General features: G+C 41.2%; 25 protein-coding genes. All 25 read left to right on the forward strand.

Annotation, left to right across the window (positions count from 1 at the left end):
- The gene (gene fliG / locus MKX49_RS06485; protein ID WP_340875746.1) at positions 1-1,020 is read left to right on the forward strand and encodes a flagellar motor switch protein FliG; all 1,020 of its coding nucleotides are present in this window, start codon (positions 1-3) and stop codon (positions 1,018-1,020) included.
- A complete protein-coding gene (gene fliH, locus MKX49_RS06490; protein WP_340875749.1) occupies positions 1,013-1,777 on the forward strand; it encodes a flagellar assembly protein FliH in 765 nt (254 codons plus the stop codon). Before fliG ends, fliH begins: the two co-directional genes overlap by 8 nt.
- Positions 1,778-1,779: 2 nt before the next feature.
- Entirely contained in the window at positions 1,780-3,099 is a 1,320-nt protein-coding gene (fliI, locus tag MKX49_RS06495) for a flagellar protein export ATPase FliI (protein ID WP_340875751.1), read from the forward strand.
- Positions 3,099-3,548: a flagellar export protein FliJ gene (gene fliJ / locus MKX49_RS06500; RefSeq protein ID WP_323598850.1), complete on the forward strand. Its 450-nt coding sequence runs from the start codon at positions 3,099-3,101 to the stop codon at positions 3,546-3,548. The genes fliI and fliJ overlap by 1 nt, the downstream gene beginning before the upstream one ends.
- Positions 3,549-3,552: 4 nt before the next feature.
- The gene (locus MKX49_RS06505; RefSeq protein ID WP_340875753.1) at positions 3,553-4,161 is read left to right on the forward strand and encodes a MotE family protein; all 609 of its coding nucleotides are present in this window, start codon (positions 3,553-3,555) and stop codon (positions 4,159-4,161) included.
- Positions 4,162-4,186: 25 nt separating this feature from the next.
- Positions 4,187-5,491, forward strand: coding sequence for a flagellar hook-length control protein FliK (locus MKX49_RS06510; protein ID WP_340875754.1), 1,305 nt, complete (start codon positions 4,187-4,189; stop codon positions 5,489-5,491).
- A gap of 8 nt (positions 5,492-5,499) precedes the next feature.
- Positions 5,500-6,135: a flagellar hook assembly protein FlgD gene (gene flgD / locus MKX49_RS06515; protein WP_289349448.1), complete on the forward strand. Its 636-nt coding sequence runs from the start codon at positions 5,500-5,502 to the stop codon at positions 6,133-6,135.
- 163 nt (positions 6,136-6,298) lie between these two features.
- Positions 6,299-6,448, forward strand: a complete 150-nt coding sequence (locus tag MKX49_RS06520) for a hypothetical protein (RefSeq protein ID WP_340875756.1) — start codon at positions 6,299-6,301, stop codon at positions 6,446-6,448.
- Between the two features lie 71 nt (positions 6,449-6,519).
- Positions 6,520-7,785: a flagellar hook protein FlgE gene (locus MKX49_RS06525; RefSeq protein WP_340875758.1), complete on the forward strand. Its 1,266-nt coding sequence runs from the start codon at positions 6,520-6,522 to the stop codon at positions 7,783-7,785.
- 26 nt (positions 7,786-7,811) lie between these two features.
- On the forward strand, positions 7,812-8,048 hold the full coding sequence (locus MKX49_RS06530) for a flagellar FlbD family protein (RefSeq protein WP_445670114.1): 237 nt from the start codon (positions 7,812-7,814) through the stop codon (positions 8,046-8,048).
- Entirely contained in the window at positions 8,045-8,473 is a 429-nt protein-coding gene (fliL, locus tag MKX49_RS06535) for a flagellar basal body-associated protein FliL (protein ID WP_063596269.1), read from the forward strand. The genes MKX49_RS06530 and fliL overlap by 4 nt, the downstream gene beginning before the upstream one ends.
- A gap of 52 nt (positions 8,474-8,525) precedes the next feature.
- Complete coding sequence (gene fliM, locus MKX49_RS06540) at positions 8,526-9,524, forward strand: flagellar motor switch protein FliM (RefSeq protein ID WP_251538972.1); 999 nt, start codon at positions 8,526-8,528, stop codon at positions 9,522-9,524.
- Positions 9,514-10,731 carry a flagellar motor switch phosphatase FliY gene (fliY, locus tag MKX49_RS06545; protein ID WP_340875760.1) on the forward strand — a complete coding sequence of 406 codons (1,218 nt, stop codon included), beginning with the start codon at positions 9,514-9,516 and terminating at the stop codon, positions 10,729-10,731. Before fliM ends, fliY begins: the two co-directional genes overlap by 11 nt.
- Positions 10,732-10,748: 17 nt before the next feature.
- The gene (locus tag MKX49_RS06550; protein WP_048684828.1) at positions 10,749-11,111 is read left to right on the forward strand and encodes a response regulator; all 363 of its coding nucleotides are present in this window, start codon (positions 10,749-10,751) and stop codon (positions 11,109-11,111) included.
- A 15-nt stretch (positions 11,112-11,126) separates the two neighbouring features.
- Positions 11,127-11,786 carry a flagellar biosynthetic protein FliO gene (locus MKX49_RS06555; protein WP_340875762.1) on the forward strand — a complete coding sequence of 220 codons (660 nt, stop codon included), beginning with the start codon at positions 11,127-11,129 and terminating at the stop codon, positions 11,784-11,786.
- Positions 11,783-12,448 carry a flagellar type III secretion system pore protein FliP gene (fliP, locus tag MKX49_RS06560; protein ID WP_323598857.1) on the forward strand — a complete coding sequence of 222 codons (666 nt, stop codon included), beginning with the start codon at positions 11,783-11,785 and terminating at the stop codon, positions 12,446-12,448. The genes MKX49_RS06555 and fliP overlap by 4 nt, the downstream gene beginning before the upstream one ends.
- Before the next feature lie 14 nt (positions 12,449-12,462).
- On the forward strand, positions 12,463-12,732 hold the full coding sequence (gene fliQ, locus MKX49_RS06565) for a flagellar biosynthesis protein FliQ (RefSeq protein ID WP_048684818.1): 270 nt from the start codon (positions 12,463-12,465) through the stop codon (positions 12,730-12,732).
- 3 nt (positions 12,733-12,735) lie between these two features.
- Complete coding sequence (fliR, locus tag MKX49_RS06570) at positions 12,736-13,512, forward strand: flagellar biosynthetic protein FliR (RefSeq protein WP_252269209.1); 777 nt, start codon at positions 12,736-12,738, stop codon at positions 13,510-13,512.
- A 1-nt stretch (position 13,513) separates the two neighbouring features.
- A complete protein-coding gene (gene flhB, locus MKX49_RS06575) occupies positions 13,514-14,596 on the forward strand; it encodes a flagellar biosynthesis protein FlhB (protein WP_340875763.1) in 1,083 nt (360 codons plus the stop codon).
- A gap of 41 nt (positions 14,597-14,637) precedes the next feature.
- Complete coding sequence (gene flhA / locus MKX49_RS06580; RefSeq protein ID WP_340875764.1) at positions 14,638-16,674, forward strand: flagellar biosynthesis protein FlhA; 2,037 nt, start codon at positions 14,638-14,640, stop codon at positions 16,672-16,674.
- On the forward strand, positions 16,671-16,814 hold the full coding sequence (locus MKX49_RS06585) for a hypothetical protein (protein WP_340875766.1): 144 nt from the start codon (positions 16,671-16,673) through the stop codon (positions 16,812-16,814). The genes flhA and MKX49_RS06585 overlap by 4 nt, the downstream gene beginning before the upstream one ends.
- 13 nt (positions 16,815-16,827) lie before the next feature.
- Positions 16,828-17,826, forward strand: coding sequence for a flagellar biosynthesis protein FlhF (gene flhF, locus MKX49_RS06590; RefSeq protein ID WP_340878487.1), 999 nt, complete (start codon positions 16,828-16,830; stop codon positions 17,824-17,826).
- Entirely contained in the window at positions 17,810-18,697 is an 888-nt protein-coding gene (locus tag MKX49_RS06595) for a MinD/ParA family protein (protein WP_340875768.1), read from the forward strand. Before flhF ends, MKX49_RS06595 begins: the two co-directional genes overlap by 17 nt.
- Positions 18,685-19,782 (forward strand): protein-glutamate methylesterase/protein-glutamine glutaminase, encoded by a 1,098-nt coding sequence (locus tag MKX49_RS06600; protein ID WP_340875769.1) that lies wholly within the window; start codon positions 18,685-18,687, stop codon positions 19,780-19,782. The genes MKX49_RS06595 and MKX49_RS06600 overlap by 13 nt, the downstream gene beginning before the upstream one ends.
- 21 nt (positions 19,783-19,803) lie before the next feature.
- The gene (locus MKX49_RS06605) at positions 19,804-21,846 is read left to right on the forward strand and encodes a chemotaxis protein CheA (RefSeq protein WP_340875770.1); all 2,043 of its coding nucleotides are present in this window, start codon (positions 19,804-19,806) and stop codon (positions 21,844-21,846) included.
- Positions 21,847-21,912 lie beyond the last annotated feature (66 nt).

Consider the following 21,912-nt stretch of genomic DNA (forward strand, 5'->3'; position numbering starts at 1 on the left):
GTGACAGAAAGAAAAAAAAAGGCCGGATTGACTGGCAAACAGAAAGCTGCCATCCTCCTTATTTCCTTAGGCCCGGATGTTTCTGCATCCGTATATAAGCATCTTACTGAAGAGGAAATTGAGAGATTGACCCTTGAAATCTCTGGAGTGAGGAAAGTGGACCCCCATGATAAAGAAGAAATCCTGGAAGAATTCCATAATATTGCTTTGGCACAGGATTACATCTCGCAGGGCGGGATAGGATATGCGAAGCAGGTACTAGAAAAAGCATTAGGCACTGATCAGGCAACCGCCATCATTAACCGTTTAACATCATCCTTACAGGTTCGTCCATTCGACTTTGCACGAAAGGCAGATCCTGGACAAATCTTGAATTTCATCCAGAACGAGCATCCGCAGATCATTGCATTAATCCTGTCTTACCTTGATCCCACACAGGCTGGACAAATATTGTCTGAACTTCCGCAAGAGGTGCAGGCCGATATTGCAAGAAGGATTGCATTAATGGATAGCACTTCTCCGGAAATCATCAATGAAGTGGAGCAAATACTCGAAAGGAAACTTTCTGCGACCGTAACCCAAGATTATACACAGACTGGTGGAGTTGAAGCTGTTGTAGATGTGTTGAATGGTGTTGACCGCTCAACGGAAAGAACGATTTTGGATGCACTTGAAATCCAAGATCCGGAGCTTGCTGAGGAAATCAAGAAACGAATGTTTGTTTTTGAAGATATCGTGACCCTTGATGGCAGGGCGATTCAGCGAGTAGTCAGGGAATCTGATAACGAAGACCTTAAACTTTCTCTTAAAGTGGCTAGTGATGAAGTGAAGGAAATCGTCTTTCGCAACATGTCAAAACGTATGGTTGAAACGTTCCAGGAAGAAATGGAATTTATGGGACCGGTACGTTTGCGTGATGTGGAAGAAGCACAATCAAGAATTGTTGCCGTCATTCGAAAACTGGAGGAAACTGGTGATATTGTGATAGCCCGCGGCGGAGGGGATGATATCATTGTCTAGGATTATCAAATCCCAGCAGGCTAACCAGGAGAAAAGCAAAAAGATTGCAATAAAAGTTCGCCCTTTCGACTTTCTTCAAAATGATGTTGCAGATGAGCGGAAAAACCTTCATTATCTTCAATCTGATGAATTTCTTAATGATGCTAAACAGGAAGCGAAAACGTTATTGCTTGAAGCTAAACAAAAAGCCCAAGCGATTGATGCCGAAATCCAGCAAGACCGAGAACAATGGGAGAATCAAGAGAAAGCAATGTTTATCGAACAAGCTCAAAAAGAAGGGTATCGGCAGGGAGTCGAAGATGGTATTCAAAAGGGGTATAGCGAGATTGCAGCGGAAATAGCCTTCGCTAAGGAAGTGGTAGAGTCTTCTAAAAAAGATTATCGGCACCACATTGAATCATCTGAGAGGGTTATTTTGAATCTTGCCCTGAAAGTGGCAGAGAAAATTATCGGGCAACAGCTTGAAAAAGATGAAGTGTCTTTTTTATCCATAGTCAAAAGAGCCATCAAAGAGGTGAGGGATTATCGTGAAGTGCAATTGCATATCCATCCAATCCAATATCAATCGATTCTTTCTCATAAAGATGAATTGATGGCAATCTTTCCGAAAGATACCGAGTTGTATATCTTTCCGGATGATGAGCTTGAAGAAAGCAGCTGTATCATTGAATCCGAAAACGGAAGGATGGATGCCAGTGTCGACAGTCAGCTGCAGGAAATAAAAGTGAAACTAACTGAAGTGCTGGAAGGGGAGTAGAGATGAAAACTAGAGACCTATTGGCCTTAGTTGATGAAGTTGATCCTTTCAAACATTATGGACGGGTCAAACGTGTCGTGGGGCTAATGATAGAATCTCAAGGCCCTGAAAGCTCTGTAGGCGATATTTGTTATATCTATACAGGTATACAAAAAAAGAAAAATAGAATCTTGGCTGAAGTTGTCGGCTTCCGTGATGAAATGGTTATTTTAATGCCGTTTACAGCAGTTAGTGATATTGCACCGGGGTGTATCGTGGAAGGGAGCGGACGGAGCCTTGAGATAAAGGTGGGAAGTGGGCTGATTGGCAAAGTAGTCGACCCATTGGGACACCCTATAGATGACTCTATGCTTCCAAAAGGTCTCGCGACAATTTCTGTGGATCAAGATCCGCCGAATCCGATGAAACGACCTCCCATTAATGAGCCGATAGATGTAGGAGTTCGAGTGATTGATAGTTTATTAACAGTTGGAAAAGGACAACGTGTTGGTATCTTTGCAGGGAGCGGTGTCGGGAAAAGCACGTTGCTTGGAATGGTGGCAAGGAATACGACGGCGGACTTAAATGTAATCGGTCTTATTGGAGAACGGGGCCGTGAAGTTCGGGAATTCATTGAGAAAGATCTTGGACCAGAAGGGCTGGCACGATCAATCGTTGTAGTGGCGACATCTGACCAGCCAGCGTTGATGAGGATAAAGGGTGCTTTGACGGCAACTGCCATCGCTGAATATTTTCGTGATAAGGGATTGAATGTGATGCTGATGATGGATTCGGTCACGAGGGTTGCGATGGCCCAGAGGGAAATTGGGCTTGCCATCGGGGAACCGCCGACGACCAAAGGATATACGCCATCCGTTTTTGCCATCCTTCCAAGGTTACTCGAAAGAACGGGAACAAATCTGTTGGGTACCATTACAGCTTTTTACACAGTTCTCGTCGACGGTGATGATATGAATGAACCGATTGCTGATGCTGTCAGGGGAATTTTGGATGGTCACTTCATACTGGACCGTAATTTGGCCAATAAAGGACAGTTTCCAGCGCTTAATGTATTAAAGAGCATTAGTCGTGTCATGAACAATATTGTTGGTGAAAAGCATAAAAACGCTGCAGAAAAATTGCGGGCAAGTTTATCAACCTATATGGAGTCAGAAGATTTGATAAATATAGGAGCTTATAAGAAGGGGTCTTCCAAACAAATTGATCATTCAATTACACGCTATCCGGACATCATTTCATTTTTAAAGCAAGGAACCCTTGAAAAAGCTTCTAAAGATAATAGTATCAACGCCCTTGTCGAATTGATGGAGAAAGGTGATTAATGATGATTTATCAATATAAATTCGAGAAGATCCTGTCCATCAAAGAAAAAGAAAAAACCGATGCACTAGCTAAATATAATGCCGCTTTAAAAAAATTTGAAGAAGTGGCAGAAAAATTATATAAGCTTTTAAAGAAAAAAGAAGAGTTGCTTGAGTTTCAACAGGAGAAGCTGCGAAATGGATTATCCGTTCAGGATATTCGTCATCATCAGTTATTTATGGACAATTTGGAAAAACTCTTAAGCCTCTGTCAACAGGAAGTCATTGAAGCGCGATACAAGATGAATACTCAACGGGATATATTAATGGAAAGAAATGTCGAGGTTAAAAAGTACGAGAAAATGAAAGAAAATGATTTGCTTGAATTTCTCGATGTCATGAAGGAAGCTGAGAACAAAGAAATGGATGAAATATCTATCCGGCAATACTTAAGCAAAGGCGTAAGGTGATGGAATGCGTAAAAAAAGTGAATCTAATGAATTGAAAGAAAGCAAGATAAGCAAGTTTCAATGGTTTCTTGTCATCTTCATTCCATTAATCTTTGCGGTAACTGTAGCGTTGATCGTTTTTACCGTTGCAGGGGTGAATGTAGTGGAAAAGGCAAAGGAAATGTCGGCGAAAATACCCTTCATTGAATCGGATCAAAAGGGTGAAGAGATTGGTAAATCAGCGAAGAATGATGAGAAAGTTTCCATGAAGCTCGAAAAATTAGAAACCGAGATTGAAAATAAGGAAAAAGAGATAGAAAAGCTTGAGGGCATCATTGATACACGTGACAAGGCCATTGCAAAGGCAGAAGCGGAAAAACAGCAGCTTCAAACAGAAATGAATCAACTTAAGGATGGTCAGAATAATAGTAAACAAGCGTTCAAAGATATAATCCGTACTTATGAAACGATGGCTCCCAAGAGAGCTGCACCTATCATTACAGAAATGAATGATGAAGATGCAGTGGAAATTCTCTCAAGTATGAAAGCAGCCACTTTAGCTAAGGTTTTGGAGAAAATGACAACAGCTGATGCTGCAAGATTAACGAAGAAACTAACTGAACAAGGTTCTTAAGCGGAAAGAGTGAGGAGGTGAATAGATGAATTCAACCATTAATTCTGTACTTCCTTTGGCATCATTGAATCTAAAGGTACCAATTAAGGCAAATCAGCAAACTAATTCAGGGTTTGGTTCCGTCCTTCGATCAGCCATGGGGGCAGAACTCTCCATTCAATCGGATATGGCAGCCATCACTGAAGGACGAATGTCTGTAATAAAGGATTTGCTTGTTTTTTTGAAACTTGAAAGGTTGAGTGATAAAGGGGAAGAGAATGCAGCCGTTGCCCCTACAGTAAACCAACGAGACAACAAACATATTTTACAGGTCCTAACGAATGTAGCTGGAAATGATGAGGATGCCCTTGCTGATTTCTTAACGAGCATCGAGGAACTGGATTTAGAACAAGAAGTGGATGACTTCAGCCTGAATCCACAAAGTTTGTTATCTGCCGATGTCATGGAACTGTATACAATCCTGAAAAAAGTTACTGCATTGAGCGAAGAAGAATGGCAAGACTTCCCCTTATCTGGTGTGGTGAATCTTTTGAAACTGGTGAAAATTCAAGCTCTTCTCTCGGAGAATAAGGATATGAAACAAGATGAAGCGGCCATCCAGAAACAAATGAAACGCCTCCTTGAAGGGATAACGGGAAAGCTGGAGAAATGGCTGTCCAATCAGTCTAAATCAGAAATTGACCGATCTTTTAACACGTTGGAGAAAGGGCAAACAAAAGCCATAGAAACATTGAAAAGCGCATTCTCGCAATTATCCGGGAGTGACAAAGTAACTAAGGACGGGACAGTGGGCAGCGGTGTGACTTTGCAAAGTACGGATAGCGGTAAACATCAAGGGCCAGGTATGCCTTTTCTCATGACAAAGCTGGAACAATTCGTCTTGGCAGCTCCAAAAGGTGAGCAAACCGTCAGTCAAGAAGAGTTTGTTAAGCAATTTGAAAATATTTTAAGTAAGGCTAACTTTAGCGGAACTAACGGTGTAAATAAACTGTTGTTCAGATTGAATCCTGAACATTTAGGGTCCCTAAGAATCGAGTTGATTGAAAAGGATGGTATGCTGTCAGCCAAGATTCTGGCTACTACTGCCCAGGCCAAAGATATGCTGGAGAATCAGATTCATGGTTTAAAACACGCCTTTAGCGGACAAAACATTCAAATTGAAAGAATTGAAATATCACAGGCCTTCAATGCTTTTAACTCTGAGAAATTCAGCCAGAAAGATGCGGAAGAACATAATGAACAACAGGAGAGTAAGGAAGAAAACAATGATGAGGCGGAAAGCGAGTTTATGGGATCCTTTGCCGATGCTCTGTTAAATCTGGAAGTGTAGGTGAAAAAATGACGACCATCGATACGTCGCTATTATTACCAAAATCTCAAACTGAAAACAGAAAAGCCGGGGATGCATTGGGAAAAGATGATTTCTTGAAATTGTTGCTTACCCAGCTTCAAAACCAAGATCCTTCAAGTCCGATGGATAATACGGAATTCATCGCCCAAATGGCCACTTTTTCTTCTCTGGAACAGATGATGAATATGGGAGCCCAATTGGAAGAAATAATTGGGATCAATCAACAAAATAGTTTAATGGACTATAACTCTTTTGTAGGAAAGGAAGTAACTTGGCACAAATTGGATGAGGGAGATGACGACCTTGCGATAGAAGAAGGGACAGGCATCGTTAAATCCATCCAATATAAGGGGGATGGTGTTTATTTTCTTTTAGAAGATGGCACAAAGCTTGAACCCGCAAATATTTCAGCAATGAAACAAACAAGTTCCACGGCGAATAGCCTGACGGCGGCAAGTGAATTAATAGGCAAGCGCGTTTCCTGGATGGACGAAAAAAATGGAGAGTCGTCCGCTGTTGTAATCTCGGTATCCATGAGTAATGGCAAGCTGCAAATTGAAGTGGATGATGAAAACAAAACCAAGTTATCATCAGGGCAATTGATAAAAATCGCTGAAGCTTAAGGGGCAGGAATATGAATAAACTTGGTATTCAAGCAGATTCCGCTGAGCTGATGTCACAAACCCAATTACAGTTTAGGCAAAGGCAGATGATCCCACAAGGTTTTCGACAGCATTTCCGCAAACTTGGGACAAAATAGCCCATAAAGCCAAAGAGGCCAACAAGATGGGGGTAACCGAAGCTCTTTTTATTACAGCTAATGCGGCACTCATAGTAAGCACGGAAAACAACAAGGTCATCACGGTCATGGACAGAGATGAAGCAACATCACAAATTTTCACGAAAATCAATGGAACCATAATTATAGATAAATAGGCTGGACTTGGAAAAGGAAGCCTGGACTGCGGAATGACGGAAGCAGTCGTTATATGAAAGGGGAGCTTTACATGCTTCGTTCAATGTATTCGGGAATAAGCGGATTAAAAAACTTACAAACAAAATTGGATGTTATCGGTAATAACGTTGCCAATGTCAATACATATGGTTTCAAAAAAAGCCGTGTGACATTCAGTGATGCGATGAACCAAACGGTATCTGGTGCAAGTGCAGCAACAGCCAATAAAGGCGGAACCAATTCCAAACAAATTGGATTGGGCTCCACGATTGCTACAATCGATACGATCCATACACAGTCAAGCCTGCAAACCACCGGCCGCGATCTTGATTTAGGGATATCCGGGGATGGCTATTTTGTCGTCAAGCAAGGTGATTCTCTTTCATATACACGTGCAGGTAACTTTTATCTGGATGATAATGGTACGCTTGTAAACGCGAATGGTTTGAAAGTACAGGCATACAAGATTGATGAAAACGGGAAACGATCAAAAACGATTGACGACGTTGCTGTTAACGTCAATGCGATTTTACCTGCCATTACCACTACTAAAATATCAGTAAGTGGAAATCTAGCTTCTGATGCAATTGATGGGACCGTATTTAGCCAGCAAATGAAAGTTGTGGATGAAAAGGGAAAAGAACAAACGGCAACTATCTATTTCCAAAAAAACGGTGATGATAAATGGGAGCTATTTGATGAAGAACCTGCTGCTTTGGGGGATACCTCAGCAACTAAACCAAAGCCGTTCACTTCAGTGAATTTCGATGCTAATGGTCAGATTGTGGCAGCAGATAAAACCCAGGCAGGTCAAACCATTAACATTTCAAGCGGCAATGAGGATGACTCGGATACAGCAGTTGATGAAAGCGTTCAAAAAGTTAATTTGGATTTTGATTTCTCGAACCTCACTCAAGTTAAAGGTTCCACTACTGCTCTTGTCAATCCGGACGGTAATAAAGAAGGTAAACTGGAAAGTTTCAATATTGGTTCATCAGGGGAAATAAATGGCGTTTATTCCAATGGACTTATCACAACCTTAGGCCAACTGGCCGTTGCCAAGTTTTCCAATGCATCAGGCTTGACGAAAACGGGTGGTAATACTTTTCAGGAATCAATCAATTCAGGTACTGCAAACATCAATATCGCAGGTGAGGGGCGCGGTGTGATTGCATCAGGTTCATTGGAAATGTCCAATGTGGATTTATCCGAAGAATTTACTGAAATGATCGTTGCTCAACGTGGTTTCCAGTCGAATTCCAGGATCATTACGACGTCGGATGAAATTTTACAGGAATTAGTTAACTTAAAACGATAGGTTAAGGGAGGGAGGAGCCAGGTCTTTTGCTCTGGCTCCTAAATATCATTATCAAAGTCAGAAGGCTCAATGGCAAATACTTTCATATAAATGCATTGTACATAGACACAGTCGAGTCATTGCCAGATACGACCATTACTTTCACAAATGGTAAGAAAATCGTTGTGCTAGAGAAGGAAGAGGAACTGGTTGCAGCTATCATACAATTTTATCGTACCGTTAATGTTCTCGGTTTTCGTAAGGATGTGGAGGAAAGTTCATGAAAAAAAACCTATTGACTATTATGTTGATTATACTCGTGGCTATAACGCTTGTTGGTGTCATAGCGGTCGTGGTTGTGACAAAGTTATCTGATCCCACATCTGCCGAAGATAAACCTAGCATTGACGAAATTGTGGAATCATCAGTGGAGGTTCCTGAAATTACTACGAATCTTGCCGGCAATGATTATATTAAAATCTCATTTATGGTTCAAACAGAAAATAAAAAAGCAAAAGAAGAGTTGGAAAAAAGAAATTTTCAAGTGAAAAATATCATCATTACCGAACTATCCGAAATGAAAGCGGAAGAGTTAACCGGTAAAAAAGGCAAGGAAAAGCTTCAGGAAGCTTTAAAGACTAGAATGAATGAATTAATGGAAGAAGGAAAAGTTGAAAAGGTTTATATAACTTCCTCGATTCTGCAATAAGAACATCCTTGCTTCATTAAATTAGAAGGGGAAGCTTTGGAGGTGAGTGTTAATGTCCGGGGAAATATTATCGCAAAATGAAATCGATGCTTTGTTATCGGCCATTTCCACAGGGGAAATGGATGCAGACGATTTAAAAAAAGAAGAAGTAGAAAAAAGAGTGAAAGTATACGACTTTAAAAGGGCGCTTCGGTTTTCAAAGGATCAAATCCGGAGTTTGACTAGGATACACGAGAACTTTGCCAGGCTGCTGACCACATACTTTTCTGCTCAGCTCAGAACATATGTCCAAATATCCGTTGCTTCTGCAGATCAAATTCCATACGAAGAATTTATCCGATCGATTCCGAAAATGACTATCATTAATGTTTTTGAGGTGCCGCCTTTGGATGGCCGAATCATTATTGAGGTCAACCCGAATATCGCATATTCCATGATGGATCGCGTTTTGGGCGGGCGGGGCATAAGCGTGAATAAGGTGGATAGTTTAACGGAAATAGAAACGAAAATCATGTCGAATTTATTCGAGAAGGCTTTTGAGAATTTACAGGAGGCTTGGGGAACGATTGTTGACATAGACCCGGTGATGACTGAGTTCGAGGTGAATCCACAATTCCTGCAGCTGGTTTCGCCCAACGATACAGTTGTGGTCATTTCCTTGAACACACAAATCGGAGAAACGAGCGGAATGATTAATGTTTGCATTCCTCACGTCGTATTGGAACCGATCATACCAAAGTTGTCCGCTCATTATTGGATGGAAAATTCCCAAAAGGAAAAAATCCCGGAGGAAATCATGATTTTGGAAAAGCGTATCCGAAACGCAGATCTTCCCATTATATCCGAACTTGGTTCCACGGACATCACCATTGAGGATTTTTTGCTGCTTGATGTTGGCGATGTCATCGATTTAAATAAGTCAATCGATGAACCTTTGACGATTACCATTGGAGGGATCCCGAAATACAGCGGGCAGCCAGGAAAAGTAGGAAAAAAACATGCTATCCAGATTCTTGATATTTTGAAAGGGGGAGACGAAGATGGTAAGTGATGGAATGCTTTCACAAGACGAGATAGATGCCCTTTTAAAAGGTACAAGTGATATAGAGGATGAGGTGTTCCCTCTTTCGATTGATGATCATTTATCAATGATGGAACTCGACACCCTCGGTGAAATTGGTAATATCTCCTTCGGAAGTTCGGCCACTGCTCTATCCACGTTGTTGAATCAGAAAGTAGATATCACCACCCCGACGGTTACTTTAATTGAAAGGGGACAGATCGCGGAAGAATTCCCGCATCCGTACGTAGCGATTCAAGTGCAATATACAGAAGGTTTTTCAGGTATAAATATGCTGGTAATCAAGCAGAGCGATGCAGCTATCATTGCAGATTTGATGCTTGGCGGAGATGGGGGGAATCCTTCTGACCTTCTTGGGGAAATTCAATTGAGTGCTGTCCAGGAAGCCATGAACCAAATGATGGGTTCTGCTGCGACATCCATGTCGACCATTTTCAGTAAAAAAGTGGATATTTCACCACCTAGCGTAGATTTACTTAACTTTTTAAATGGTGTTGGTGAAAATGCGATACCTGACGAAGATTTATTTGCAAAAATCTCGTTCCGCCTCCGTGTCGGTAACTTAATTGACTCCAGCATTATGCAATTGTTGCCGTTAGAGTTTGCTAAAGGGTTAGTTTCTGAATTATTAAATGGGACGGGCGAAAGCCAACCTGCCGATATGAATACGCAAAAAGCACTGAGTGATCCAGAAATGAACATTCCGACTCAGGAGCCGGCACCATTCCAGGATAACCGGACTGATCGATCGGTAAATGAAACTTATGGACAAGGCGGTCATCAAACCCAACCCATGAACCAAATACCGAATGTACCACAACATTTTGGAGTTTCATCCGTACCAACAGGACAGCCGGTGAATGTTCAGCCTGCCAGTTTCACTAGTTTCCAGCCTTATCAGCTTCAGGAGCCTGAAACGAAAAATCTCAGCATGCTGATGGATATCCCTTTGCAAGTGACTGTGGAACTTGGAAGAACGAAACGCTCCGTAAAGGATATTTTGGAGCTTTCCTCCGGATCGATCATCGAATTGGATAAATTGGCAGGAGAGCCAGTGGATATCCTGGTAAACAGCCGCTTGATAGCAAAAGGTGAGGTAGTGGTGATTGATGAAAACTTTGGGGTGCGTGTTACGGATATCATGAGCCAAAGTGAACGATTAAATAAAATAAAATAATTTGGGGGACGAAAATAATGGCTAATAAAATTTTAATTGTGGACGATGCAGCATTTATGAGAATGATGATAAAGGATATCCTTTCTAAAAATGGTTTTGAAATAGTCGGGGAAGCAGCAGATGGCGCCCAAGCAGTGGATAAATATAAAGAAACCCATCCTGATCTTGTAACCATGGATATTACCATGCCCGAAATGGATGGTATTACAGCGTTAAAGGAAATTAAAAAGATAAATCCTCAAGCTAAGGTCATCATGTGTTCAGCGATGGGGCAGCAAGCCATGGTCATCGATGCGATCCAGGCGGGTGCAAAAGACTTTATCGTGAAGCCATTCCAGGCAGACCGTGTTTTGGAAGCCATAAATAAAGCATTAAGTTAAGAAGGTGTCTTCATATTGGTATTAATTAAAAAATGGCTTCAGTTCTCACTGATGATAGCAGTATTCTTCTCTGGGGCCATACAGGCCCATGCGGAAGATCTTGAAAAAACAGTGAAGGATGTTTATGAACAGCCAGATGATTTAAAGGTGGATAAAGGTGAATCAATAGACTCGAAATCTACCAAACAGGCAACGAATTCTGACAAAGTGGGGATAACCGTTTGGGAGTTTCTGAGGATGATATTTGCTACTATTTTTGTAGTGGCCCTTCTATATATCCTATTAAAGTTCATTAATAAAAAAAGTAAATCGTATCAAAAGGCAAATTCAGTGGAGAATTTAGGCGGTACGGCCCTTGGTGCAAACCGTTCTGTTCAGCTTGTTAAGGTCGGCGGGCGAATATTGGTGATCGGGGTCGGCGAAAATATTCAGCTTTTGAAAGAAATAGATGATCCCGAGGAATATGAACAGTTTTTGAAAGATCACAACGATAAGATCGATCAAATGATCCAGCCTGGGGAACTTGCCATGAAGTTGAAAAATAAGTGGTTGAAGAAAAGCGGTTCAAAAACCGCTAGTTTCTCTGCAGAGTTCAAAAGTCAACTTGATCAAATGTCTGATAGCAGGAAAAAGCTGTTAAAGGAGCTTGATAGGAAAGGAAGAGACAATGAATGAATGAGTTCATGGAGTTTTTTAATAACAGTGATCCCACTAATGTCTCTACTTCCGTCAAACTTGTTCTTCTGATGACTGTCTTATCGCTGGCTCCAAGCATATTGATCTTGATGACCTGTTTTACAAGAATCATCATTGTCCTGAGCTTTGTGAGAACATCGCTAGCTACACAGCAGATGCCGCCGAATCAGGTGTTGGTCGGCTTGGCACTTTTTATGACATTTTTCATAATGGCACCGACTTTACAGGAAGTGAATGAAAAGGCATTAACCCCATTATTTAATGAAGAGATAGATTTAGAAGAGGCATATGTACAGGCCTCGATACCATTCAAGGAATTCATGAGTGCCCATACAAGGCAAAAGGATTTGGCGTTATTTTTGGATTATGCCAAGGTGGATAAGCCTGAAACGATACAGGACATTCCTTTGACTGCCTTTGTACCTGCTTTTGCAATCAGTGAAATCAAAACAGCTTTTCAAATTGGCTTCATGATTTTCATTCCCTTTTTGGTTATTGATATGGTCGTTGCAAGTGTTCTGATGTCGATGGGGATGATGATGTTGCCGCCAGTCATGATTTCCCTGCCATTTAAAATCCTCCTTTTCATTCTTGTTGATGGATGGTATTTAGTGGTGAAGTCTTTATTACAGAGTTTTTAAGCAGGTGAGAAAAAATGAGTGCAGATTTTGTTATTGATATAGCAGAAAAAGGAATTTATATGGTATTGATAATTGCCGGTCCATTGATGGTAATCGCCCTTATTGTAGGACTAGTAGTAAGCATCTTTCAGGCGACTACACAGATTCAGGAACAAACCTTGGCATTTGTTCCGAAAATCGTCGCAGTCTTATTGGGACTCATTTTATTGGCTCCATGGATGCTGAGCCACCTATTATCATATGCAAATGAAATATTCGGCAATCTGAATCGATTTGTAGGGTAGGGCATGGAGGAATTATTTCCGCACTTTCCCGCCTTTTTATTAATTGTAGTCCGGGTCACTACGTTTTTCGTGGCCATGCCGATTTTTTCGTACCGTTCTATACCGGTACAACATCGGGTCGGGCTTGGAATCTTCCTTGCCTGGATCATGTACTACACCATCGATGCTCCAGTTCTGGAATTGGATGTGACGTTTTATTTATTGATCATGAAGGAAGCGCTTGTTGGCCTTTTCATTGGGTTTACAGCGTATATGATTTTGTCGGCCGTTCAAGTCGCTGGCGGATTGATTGATTTTCAAATGGGTTTTTCAATAGCGAATGTCATCGACCCCCAAACGGGGGCACAAAGCCCGTTGATGGGACAATACCTTTATACGATCGCTTTATTATTCCTATTGAGCACTAACGGACATCATTTGCTTTTGGATGGAATTTTTTATAGTTATCAGTTCATCCCGATTGACCAATTATTTGTACCATTCGGAGATCATGCACTGATAGAATATTTGGCCAGAGCTTTCAGCAAAGCTTTCATGATTGCTTTTCAAATGTCCATACCTGTAGTGGGAAGTATTTTCTTAGTGGATGTCACGCTGGGGATCCTTGCCAGGACAGTTCCTCAATTAAATGTGTTCGTTGTCGGTATTCCAGTGAAAATCATTGCCGGCTTAGCGGTTATCATACTGGTAATGGGGATGATGATGACAGTTGTCACCCAACTCTTCAATTTCTTGCTTTTGACCATGCGTCATCTAATGCAGTTGATTGGAGGCGTTTGATGTGGAGAGGTTTCAGTTGGATTTGCAGTTTTTCGCAGGTGAGAAGACCGAAAAGGCGACTCCCAAAAAACGTCAGGATTCGAAGAAAAAAGGTCAGGTGGCAAAGAGTCAGGATGTAAATACCTCTGTGAATTTACTTGCAGTGTTTTCAGTATTATTGCTTATGGGACCGTACATGTATAATCATCTGCTCGGTCTCATGAAAGAACATCTGCAACATTTTACCTTGACTGGATTCAACGAGGAAAATATTCAAATTATCATGATTGAGGTTTTAAAGGAGATGGGCCTTATCCTGGGACCCGTTTTCGCAGCAGCGTTAGTGGCTGGGATATTGGCTAATGTCATGCAAGTCGGATTTTTGTTTTCGACTGAATCCATTCAGTTCAAACTTGAAAAATTGGATCCCATTAAAGGATTCAAGCGTATTTTTTCAATGAGGGCCATTGTTGAATTATTGAAATCCATTCTTAAAATAGCATTTGTTGGTTTTGTTGCCTCTTATGTACTATGGCAGCGCATGGATGAGATTATGATCTTATCACAGATTTCTGTGGAAGAAGCAATGGCAACATTGGCGGATATTACGATAAAAGTAGGATTTTATGCCGCTGTGGCCTTATTGTTCATTGCTCTATTAGACTATTTGTATCAAAAATATGACTTTGAAAAAAACATCCGGATGTCCAAACAGGATATTAAGGATGAGTATAAAAATTCCGAAGGGGACCCGCTCATCAAATCCAAGATAAAGCAAAAGCAGAGGCAGATGGCCGCTCAAAGAATGATGCAGGAAATTCCCGATGCGGATGTGGTCATCACCAACCCGACGCATTTTGCCATTGCTTTAAAATATGATCAAGAAAAAGCTGAGGCTCCGTATGTAGTGGCAAAGGGCGTTGATTTTGTTGCGCAGAAAATTAAATTCATTGCTAAAGAGAACGATGTGATCATGGTGGAAAATCGGCCTTTGGCCAGGTCTTTATATGATCAAGCTGAATTAGGCCAGGCGATACCTGAAGAGTTCTTTAAGGCGGTCGCTGAAATACTGGCCTTTGTATATAAAACCAAAGGTAAACTGTAAAGAAGTAATAGGGTAACCCGCTAGTTAGGAGAGAAAAAAACATGCGAGCAAGAGATTTAGTTGTTATATCGAGCGTCATCATGATCGTTGCCATGTTGGTCATTCCATTGCCAACCTGGTTGTTAAGTATTTTACTCCTATTAAATATCTCTCTTGCGTTGCTGGTTCTATTGACTACGATGAATATGAAAGAGCCTCTCGAATTTTCAATCTTTCCTTCCTTGCTCCTTTTACTGACGTTGTTCAGGCTGGGGTTGAATGTTTCCACGACTCGTGCCATTTTGACATATGGTGATGCTGGGGGAGTTGTAGAAACCTTTGGTTCATTTGTAGTCGGCGGTAACGTGCTTGTAGGATTAGTTGTATTCATCATTTTGGTCATCATCAATTTCATCGTGATTACGAAAGGTTCCGAACGGGTCTCGGAGGTGGCGGCAAGGTTTACGCTGGATGCGATGCCAGGGAAACAGATGGCCATCGATGCAGATTTAAATGCTGGGATTATCTCCGAAAACGAAGCTCGTGCCAGAAGGGAAAAAATTAGTAACGAAGCAGACTTTTATGGATCCATGGATGGAGCGAGTAAGTTTGTTAAAGGGGACGCCATAGCGGGCATCATCATTGTCATCATTAACTTGATTTTCGGTATGATCATTGGCGTCATGCAATTGGACATGAGCTTTGGAGAGGCAGCCGTCCATTTTTCCATGTTATCGGTTGGTGACGGTATCGTGAGTCAGGTACCAGCTTTATTGATTTCTACAGCTACGGGAATAGTTGTAACCCGGGCTGCCTCGAATGGAAACCTCGGAGCGGACATTGTTGAACAGTTATTTCAATTTCCCAAAATGCTTTACCTAACAGCAGCAACCATTTTCCTTTTAGGGTTATTCACTCCCATTTCCGACTTATTCACCATTCCGATTGCTGCTTTATTAGTCGTTGGAGGGTATACGATTTCAAGGATACCGAAGCAGGACGAAAGTGAAATACAAGAAATGGAAGAAGTGTTGGAAACCGATGAAATGAAAAGTCCAGAAAGCGTCGTTAACCTTTTAAGTGTCGACCCGATCGAATTTGAGTTTGGATATGGATTGATTCCGCTTGCGGATGCCAATCAAGGGGGAGACCTACTGGACCGGGTCGTCATGATCCGCAGGCAGCTTGCGATTGAATTGGGGCTCGTGATCCCAGTTGTCAGAATACGTGATAACATTCAGTTGAATCCCAATGAGTATCGGCTGAAGATTAAAGGAAGCGTCATGGCAAAGGGGGAATTGCTCCTTAATCATTTCTTGGCCATGAGTCCAGGGATGGTGGATGATTCAATAGAAGGAATCGATACAATAGAACCGTCTTTCGGTTTACCAGCCAAGTGGATCACGGATGACATGAAAGAACATGCCGAGTTGTTGGGTTATACAGTTGTGGACCCGCCAAGCGTTGTATCCACTCATTTGACGGAAGTCATAAAGGCCAATGCGCAGGAATTATTGGGCAGGCAGGAAACGAAACAATTGATCGATCATCTTCACGAATCGGCACCTATACTGGTGGAGGAAGTCACTCCGAATCCTTTGTCTATAGGAGATGTACAAAAGGTATTGGCAAAATTATTGAAGGAAAAAGTTTCAATAAGGAACTTACCGATCATTTTCGAAACACTTGCTGATTATGGCAAGTTATCGACTGACACAGATTTGCTTACTGAGTATGTAAGGCAGAATTTAGCCAGACAAATAACGAATTCTTTTATTACGGATGAAAATAGAATTAAAGTCATAACATTATCGGGGAAAGTGGAGAAGACCATCGCGGATGGTGTACAGCAAACCGAACATGGTAATTTTTTATCATTGGATCCAACTCTATCGCAATCCATATTGGAGGCAATTGCAGCCAAATTGGAAGAGCTGACCCTAATGGATCACCAACCGATTTTACTCTGCTCTCCAGCAGTAAGGATGTATGCCCGGCAATTAACTGAACGTTATTTTCCTAATGTACCGATTCTTTCATACAATGAACTCGAATCGAATGTAGAAGTACAAAGTGTAGGGGTGGTGAATTTCGATTGAAGGTAAAGAAATATTTGGCGCCATCAATGAACGAGGCAATGAAGCGAATAAGGGAGGAACTAGGCAGTGATGCGGTAATCTTGTTCAAAGGCTGTATATACTGGTGGTTTCTTAGGGTTATTCAAGAAGAGGAATATTGAAGTCATTGCAGCCATAGACCCTGTGCCCCAGCCTATCCAAGCCGTAACCAAGCAAAAATCGAAGAAGTTGCCATCAAAGCTGGAAATGGCAAGTCATGCCCCTGAACCTAATAAAGGGAATAGTGAAAGTGCTGACTTATTAAAAGAAATCGAAGGTTTGAAAGATATGATAAAGAGTTTGCAAATCTATTCAACTGATAAAAAATATCCGGGGAAACTGCAGAAAATGCATGAATACCTAACCGGGCAGGAAGTGGATCGTTCACTTCGGTCCAAAATCATGGATGAACTTCTTGAAAAATGGTTCGTTTTTAAACAACAATCCACTGATGAAGAGGTTCAAGTTTGGTTGGAAGAAGCCATGTTCGGGATTTTGGAAAAGGTCGATAATGGAAAAACCGGGCTGCAAAAAAAGTATATTAATTTTGTTGGCCCGACAGGTGTGGGAAAGACGACGACCCTGGCAAAAGTGGCTGCAGAAACCATGTTGAAGCATGATAAAAAGGTGGCTTTCATTACGACGGATACGTACAGGATTGCTGCAATAGATCAACTTAAGACATATGCCAAGATCTTAAACGTTCCCATAGAAGTGGCTTATAATCTGGAAGACTTCAAAAGGGCGGCTGAACGCTTCTCCCATTATGATTTTGTTTTTATTGATACGGCCGGAAGGAATTTCCGTAACGCGCAATATGTTAAGGATCTTAATGAAATCATCCATTTTACAGATGAGATGGAAACCTATTTAGTTCTGTCATTGACCTCTAAACAGAAGGATATGGAAGATATTTATCGACAGTTTGCTGCCATACCGCTTAAACAGGTCATTTTTACAAAAGCGGACGAAACTTCCACTTTCGGGCCTGTATTCAACTTTATACACACTCATAAATTAGGAGCCGCCTATATAACAGATGGACAGAATGTACCGGACGATATTGAAATAGCTACATCATCACAGCTAATGAAAATGGCTTTTGGGGCTAAAAAATATGAAAGATCAAGCTGAGAATTTACGAAGAAGATTGGAAGCCCGCCAAAATCAATCAATGGCCAAAACGATTGCCGTTTTAAGCGGTAAAGGTGGAGTGGGAAAATCAAACTTTTCTTTGAATTTTTCCATTGCCTTATCCCAAAGAGGGAAAAAGGTACTGTTGTTCGACATGGATATCGGTATGGGGAATCTTGATATTTTGATTGGGGAACATTCGCCCTGCAGTATTATTGATTTTTTTGAAAAAGAATGTAGGTTGAAGGATATCATTATGTCAGGACCGGGAAATATTTCAATCATTACAGGAGGAGGGATGACGAATCTCTTTTCACTTGATGAAGATAAGTATACCCGCTTTAATGAAGAATTCAGTTTATTGCTGGCAAATTACGATTATATCTTATTTGATATGGGTGCAGGCATCACTGAGGATTCCATGAAATTCCTGTTATGTGTGGATGAATTGGTCGTTCTCACGACGCCTGAACCTACTTCCATCATGGATGCATATTCCGCAATGAAATATATTCATTCAGTAAACAAAGAGATTCCATTCTTCCTAGTTTGCAATCGTGTTTTCTCGAGTAAAGACGGCAAAGAAACGATTAATCGGCTACAAAATGCGCTAGTGAAATTTTTAGGTTCTGAAGCTGTAGCACTAGGTTATTTGCCAGATGATAGAACCGTACCCCAATCTGTTGCCAAACAAATGCCCTTTCTCCTTTTCGATTCTGAAGCCGATGTATCCAAAGCCATCGTGGACATTGCTTCGAGATATGCAAATCATTCATTTGGGGAAGAATTGACTTTGCAAAAAAAGCCGTTTCCTCCAAAATATAAAGAGATATTTTTTGGGAAAGTAGGTCTCCTTCTATGGATAAAGTAAAAGTGCTGATAGTGGACGATTCTGCATTTATGAGAAAGTTAATCTCAGAGTTTTTGGCAGAAGATAGCAGGATGGAAATCATCGGGACTGCCAGGAATGGAATAGATGCCATAGAAAAAATAAAGACTTTAAAACCCGATGTCGTGACTTTGGATGTGGAAATGCCGATTATGGACGGGTTGGAAGCATTAAACCGGATCATGAATGAATGTCCAACCGCTGTAGTCATGTTATCAAGCACAACAAAAAAAGGAACGGAAAATACATTGGCCGCGATGAACAGCGGAGCCTTTGATTTTGTGGCTAAACCTTCGGGAGCCATTTCATTGGACTTACATAAAATCAAGAAAGAACTCCATGAAAAAGTTATGGCTGCCAGCAGGGCAAATGTTCACATACTAGAAAAAAATGCGAGAAATATTGAAAGAAGCCCATCCGTTTGGGAAAAATATAGTAAAATAGAATCAGTAGCATCGTCAATAAATGAAAAAAATCGAAGAAAATGGTTCTATGGATACAAAAAAATAATAGTTATCGGTACATCAACAGGAGGCCCGAGAGCTCTGCAGACTGTCTTGACAGGACTTCCAGAAGACATTGATGCTCCTATACTCATTGTCCAGCATATGCCCCCCGGTTTCACAAAATCCTTGGCAACACGCCTGAATTCGTTATGCAAGATTAAAGTGAAGGAAGCTGAAGAGGGAGAACTGATTCAAAAAGGTGTCGCCTACATCGCACCTGGAGGTTATCACTTGAAAGTGAGGAAAGTCGGAATGAGCTGGGCAATCCTTTTGGATCAATCCGAATTGCGTAATGGACATCGCCCGTCGGTTGATGTGCTAATTGAATCGGTGAGTGAAATGAATGATTATGCGAAAATAGCCGTTATTATGACCGGGATGGGGATGGATGGGTCAAAGGGGCTTACCAAGCTGAAAAAAAAGGGTCCTTTAAAAGCGATAGCCGAATCACAGGAGACTTCAATCGTTTTTGGTATGCCTAAGGCGGCAATCAATACCAAGTTAATAGATAGCATAGAGGATGTAGAAAAAATAGCTAGAGCGGTAATAAGCTATTGTTAACACGTGGAGGTGTGAGATTGTATGGATATGAATCAGTATTTAGAGGTATTTATTGAAGAAAGTAAAGAACATCTTCAAACATGCAGCGAACAGTTGCTGGTACTCGAAAAGAACCCGGAAGACCTCTCGATTGTAAACGAAATCTTTCGTTCCGCCCATACCTTAAAAGGGATGTCGGCAACTATGGGTTATGAGGATCTAGCCAATTTAACTCATAAAATGGAGAATGTTTTGGATGCGATCCGAAACAGTCAAATCGTTCTTTCGCCTGAATTGTTTGACGTGATATTTTTAGCGGTAGATGATTTAGAATCGATGGTCATGTCCATTGCTGAAGGTGGAGATGGAAAAAGAAATGTGATGGGGGTTGTCCATCAGCTGGAAATGATTGAAAAAGGCGAGTCGCCCGTTTCTTCAACCATTGCAGAAGTGGCAGCAGCTTCTGCCGTCCTTGAAAAGGAGGAAATGACTGTTGTAGAGTACGATGAATTTGAATGGACAGTACTACAGCAATCAAAGGATCAGGGATTCAGCAGCTTCGAAATTTCGATAGGGTTGCGTGAGGACTGTCTTTTAAAAGCTGCCAGGGTGTATATGGTTTTTGAGGTGCTTGAAAAGTCCTGTGAAGTAATCAAGTCACACCCACCCGTCGAACTTTTGGAAGAAGAGCAATTCGATCAGCGATTTACCATCACGGTGGTAACAAGGGAATCGAGTGATGAGATAAAGAATAAAATCATGAAGGTTTCAGAAGTGAATCAAGTTGTTGTAAATGCACTTAATCTTGAACATTTGCGGTATGCCGCCCATTCTAAAGATTATAAAGTTACTGAAATCCCAAAACAAGAGACAAATAATGCCGAGCTTCCAACGGAATATGATGATAAGAAAAAACAGGCACCCGTTAAGACGGCATCAAGCAAGACCATTCGAGTGAACATTGAGCGGCTTGATATATTGATGAACTTATTCGAGGAACTAGTAATCGATAGAGGCAGGCTTGATCAAATTTCAAGTGATTTGGATAATCAAGAATTGCATGAAACAGTAGAAAGAATGTCCCGTATAACCAGTGATTTACAAACAATCGTATTGAATATGCGGATGGTGCCCGTGGAAACTGTATTCAATCGTTTTCCTAAAATGGTACGTCAATTGGCAAGGGACTTAAACAAGAAAGTCAATTTGGAAATTAACGGTGCCGAAACGGAACTTGATCGTACAGTCATTGATGAAATCGGTGATCCTCTCGTACATTTGATAAGGAACGCCATGGATCATGGAATTGAAACACCTGAAGAACGTTGGGCGAAAGGGAAGAATGAAGAAGGGAAAATCCTGTTAAAAGCATATCACAGCGGTAATCATGTTTTCATTGAAATCGAGGATGACGGCGCAGGAATCAATAAAGATCGAGTCTTGAACAAGGCGCTATCCAATGGGATATTAACTAAGGAAACTGCCGCCACCCTAACGGATAAGCAAATCTATGAATTGATATTCGCGTCTGGTTTCTCGACAGCGGAAATCATTTCAGATGTATCGGGACGCGGTGTGGGGCTGGATGTAGTTAAAAATACCATTGAGTCCCTTGGTGGATCTGTGACGATCGATTCCAAAGAAAATGAAGGATCCATCTTCCTTATTCAGCTTCCGCTTACATTGTCCATAATTTCTGTCATGCTGGTTGCCATCCAAAACGAAAAATATGCCATACCGCTTTCTTCCATCATAGAAACAGCAATCATAAAAAAAGCAGATATCATGAATGCCCATAATCAACAAGTCATTGACTTCAGGGGTAAGGTTCTGCCGCTTCTGTTCTTGAAAGATATATTTGAAGTTCCTATCAATCAGGAAGAAGAAGAGTCCCTCTCTGTGGTCATTGTAAGAAAAGGTGATAAATTAGCGGGATTAGTTGTAGATTCATTTATCGGGCAACTGGAAATCGTTCTGAAATCATTGGGCAATTATTTAACCAGTGCATTTGCCATATCCGGGGCTACGATACTTGGTGATGGTCAAGTTGCATTAATCATAGATTGCAACACATTGATTCATTGAATGATAGATGAATCGTGCAGGTATTGAGATGGTTCGACCGTGTCGATGCAGATTTCGTCAAGACTT

The organism is Peribacillus sp. FSL M8-0224, assembly GCF_038003055.1.
In the GTDB taxonomy this organism is placed as follows: domain Bacteria; phylum Bacillota; class Bacilli; order Bacillales; family DSM-1321; genus Peribacillus; species Peribacillus frigoritolerans.

Coding starts and splice junctions, on each gene's coding strand:
- fliI (WP_340875751.1), top strand. CDS start 1,780: ATGAAAACTAGAGACCTATTGGCCTTAGTTGATGAAGTTGATCCTTTC.
- fliJ (WP_323598850.1), top strand. CDS start 3,099: ATGATGATTTATCAATATAAATTCGAGAAGATCCTGTCCATCAAAGAA.
- MKX49_RS06505 (WP_340875753.1), top strand. CDS start 3,553: ATGCGTAAAAAAAGTGAATCTAATGAATTGAAAGAAAGCAAGATAAGC.
- MKX49_RS06510 (WP_340875754.1), top strand. CDS start 4,187: ATGAATTCAACCATTAATTCTGTACTTCCTTTGGCATCATTGAATCTA.
- flgD (WP_289349448.1), top strand. CDS start 5,500: ATGACGACCATCGATACGTCGCTATTATTACCAAAATCTCAAACTGAA.
- MKX49_RS06520 (WP_340875756.1), top strand. CDS start 6,299: ATGGGGGTAACCGAAGCTCTTTTTATTACAGCTAATGCGGCACTCATA.
- MKX49_RS06525 (WP_340875758.1), top strand. CDS start 6,520: ATGCTTCGTTCAATGTATTCGGGAATAAGCGGATTAAAAAACTTACAA.
- fliL (WP_063596269.1), top strand. CDS start 8,045: ATGAAAAAAAACCTATTGACTATTATGTTGATTATACTCGTGGCTATA.
- fliM (WP_251538972.1), top strand. CDS start 8,526: ATGTCCGGGGAAATATTATCGCAAAATGAAATCGATGCTTTGTTATCG.
- fliY (WP_340875760.1), top strand. CDS start 9,514: ATGGTAAGTGATGGAATGCTTTCACAAGACGAGATAGATGCCCTTTTA.
- MKX49_RS06550 (WP_048684828.1), top strand. CDS start 10,749: ATGGCTAATAAAATTTTAATTGTGGACGATGCAGCATTTATGAGAATG.
- fliP (WP_323598857.1), top strand. CDS start 11,783: ATGAATGAGTTCATGGAGTTTTTTAATAACAGTGATCCCACTAATGTC.
- fliQ (WP_048684818.1), top strand. CDS start 12,463: ATGAGTGCAGATTTTGTTATTGATATAGCAGAAAAAGGAATTTATATG.
- fliR (WP_252269209.1), top strand. CDS start 12,736: ATGGAGGAATTATTTCCGCACTTTCCCGCCTTTTTATTAATTGTAGTC.
- flhA (WP_340875764.1), top strand. CDS start 14,638: ATGCGAGCAAGAGATTTAGTTGTTATATCGAGCGTCATCATGATCGTT.
- MKX49_RS06595 (WP_340875768.1), top strand. CDS start 17,810: ATGAAAGATCAAGCTGAGAATTTACGAAGAAGATTGGAAGCCCGCCAA.
- MKX49_RS06600 (WP_340875769.1), top strand. CDS start 18,685: ATGGATAAAGTAAAAGTGCTGATAGTGGACGATTCTGCATTTATGAGA.
- MKX49_RS06605 (WP_340875770.1), top strand. CDS start 19,804: ATGGATATGAATCAGTATTTAGAGGTATTTATTGAAGAAAGTAAAGAA.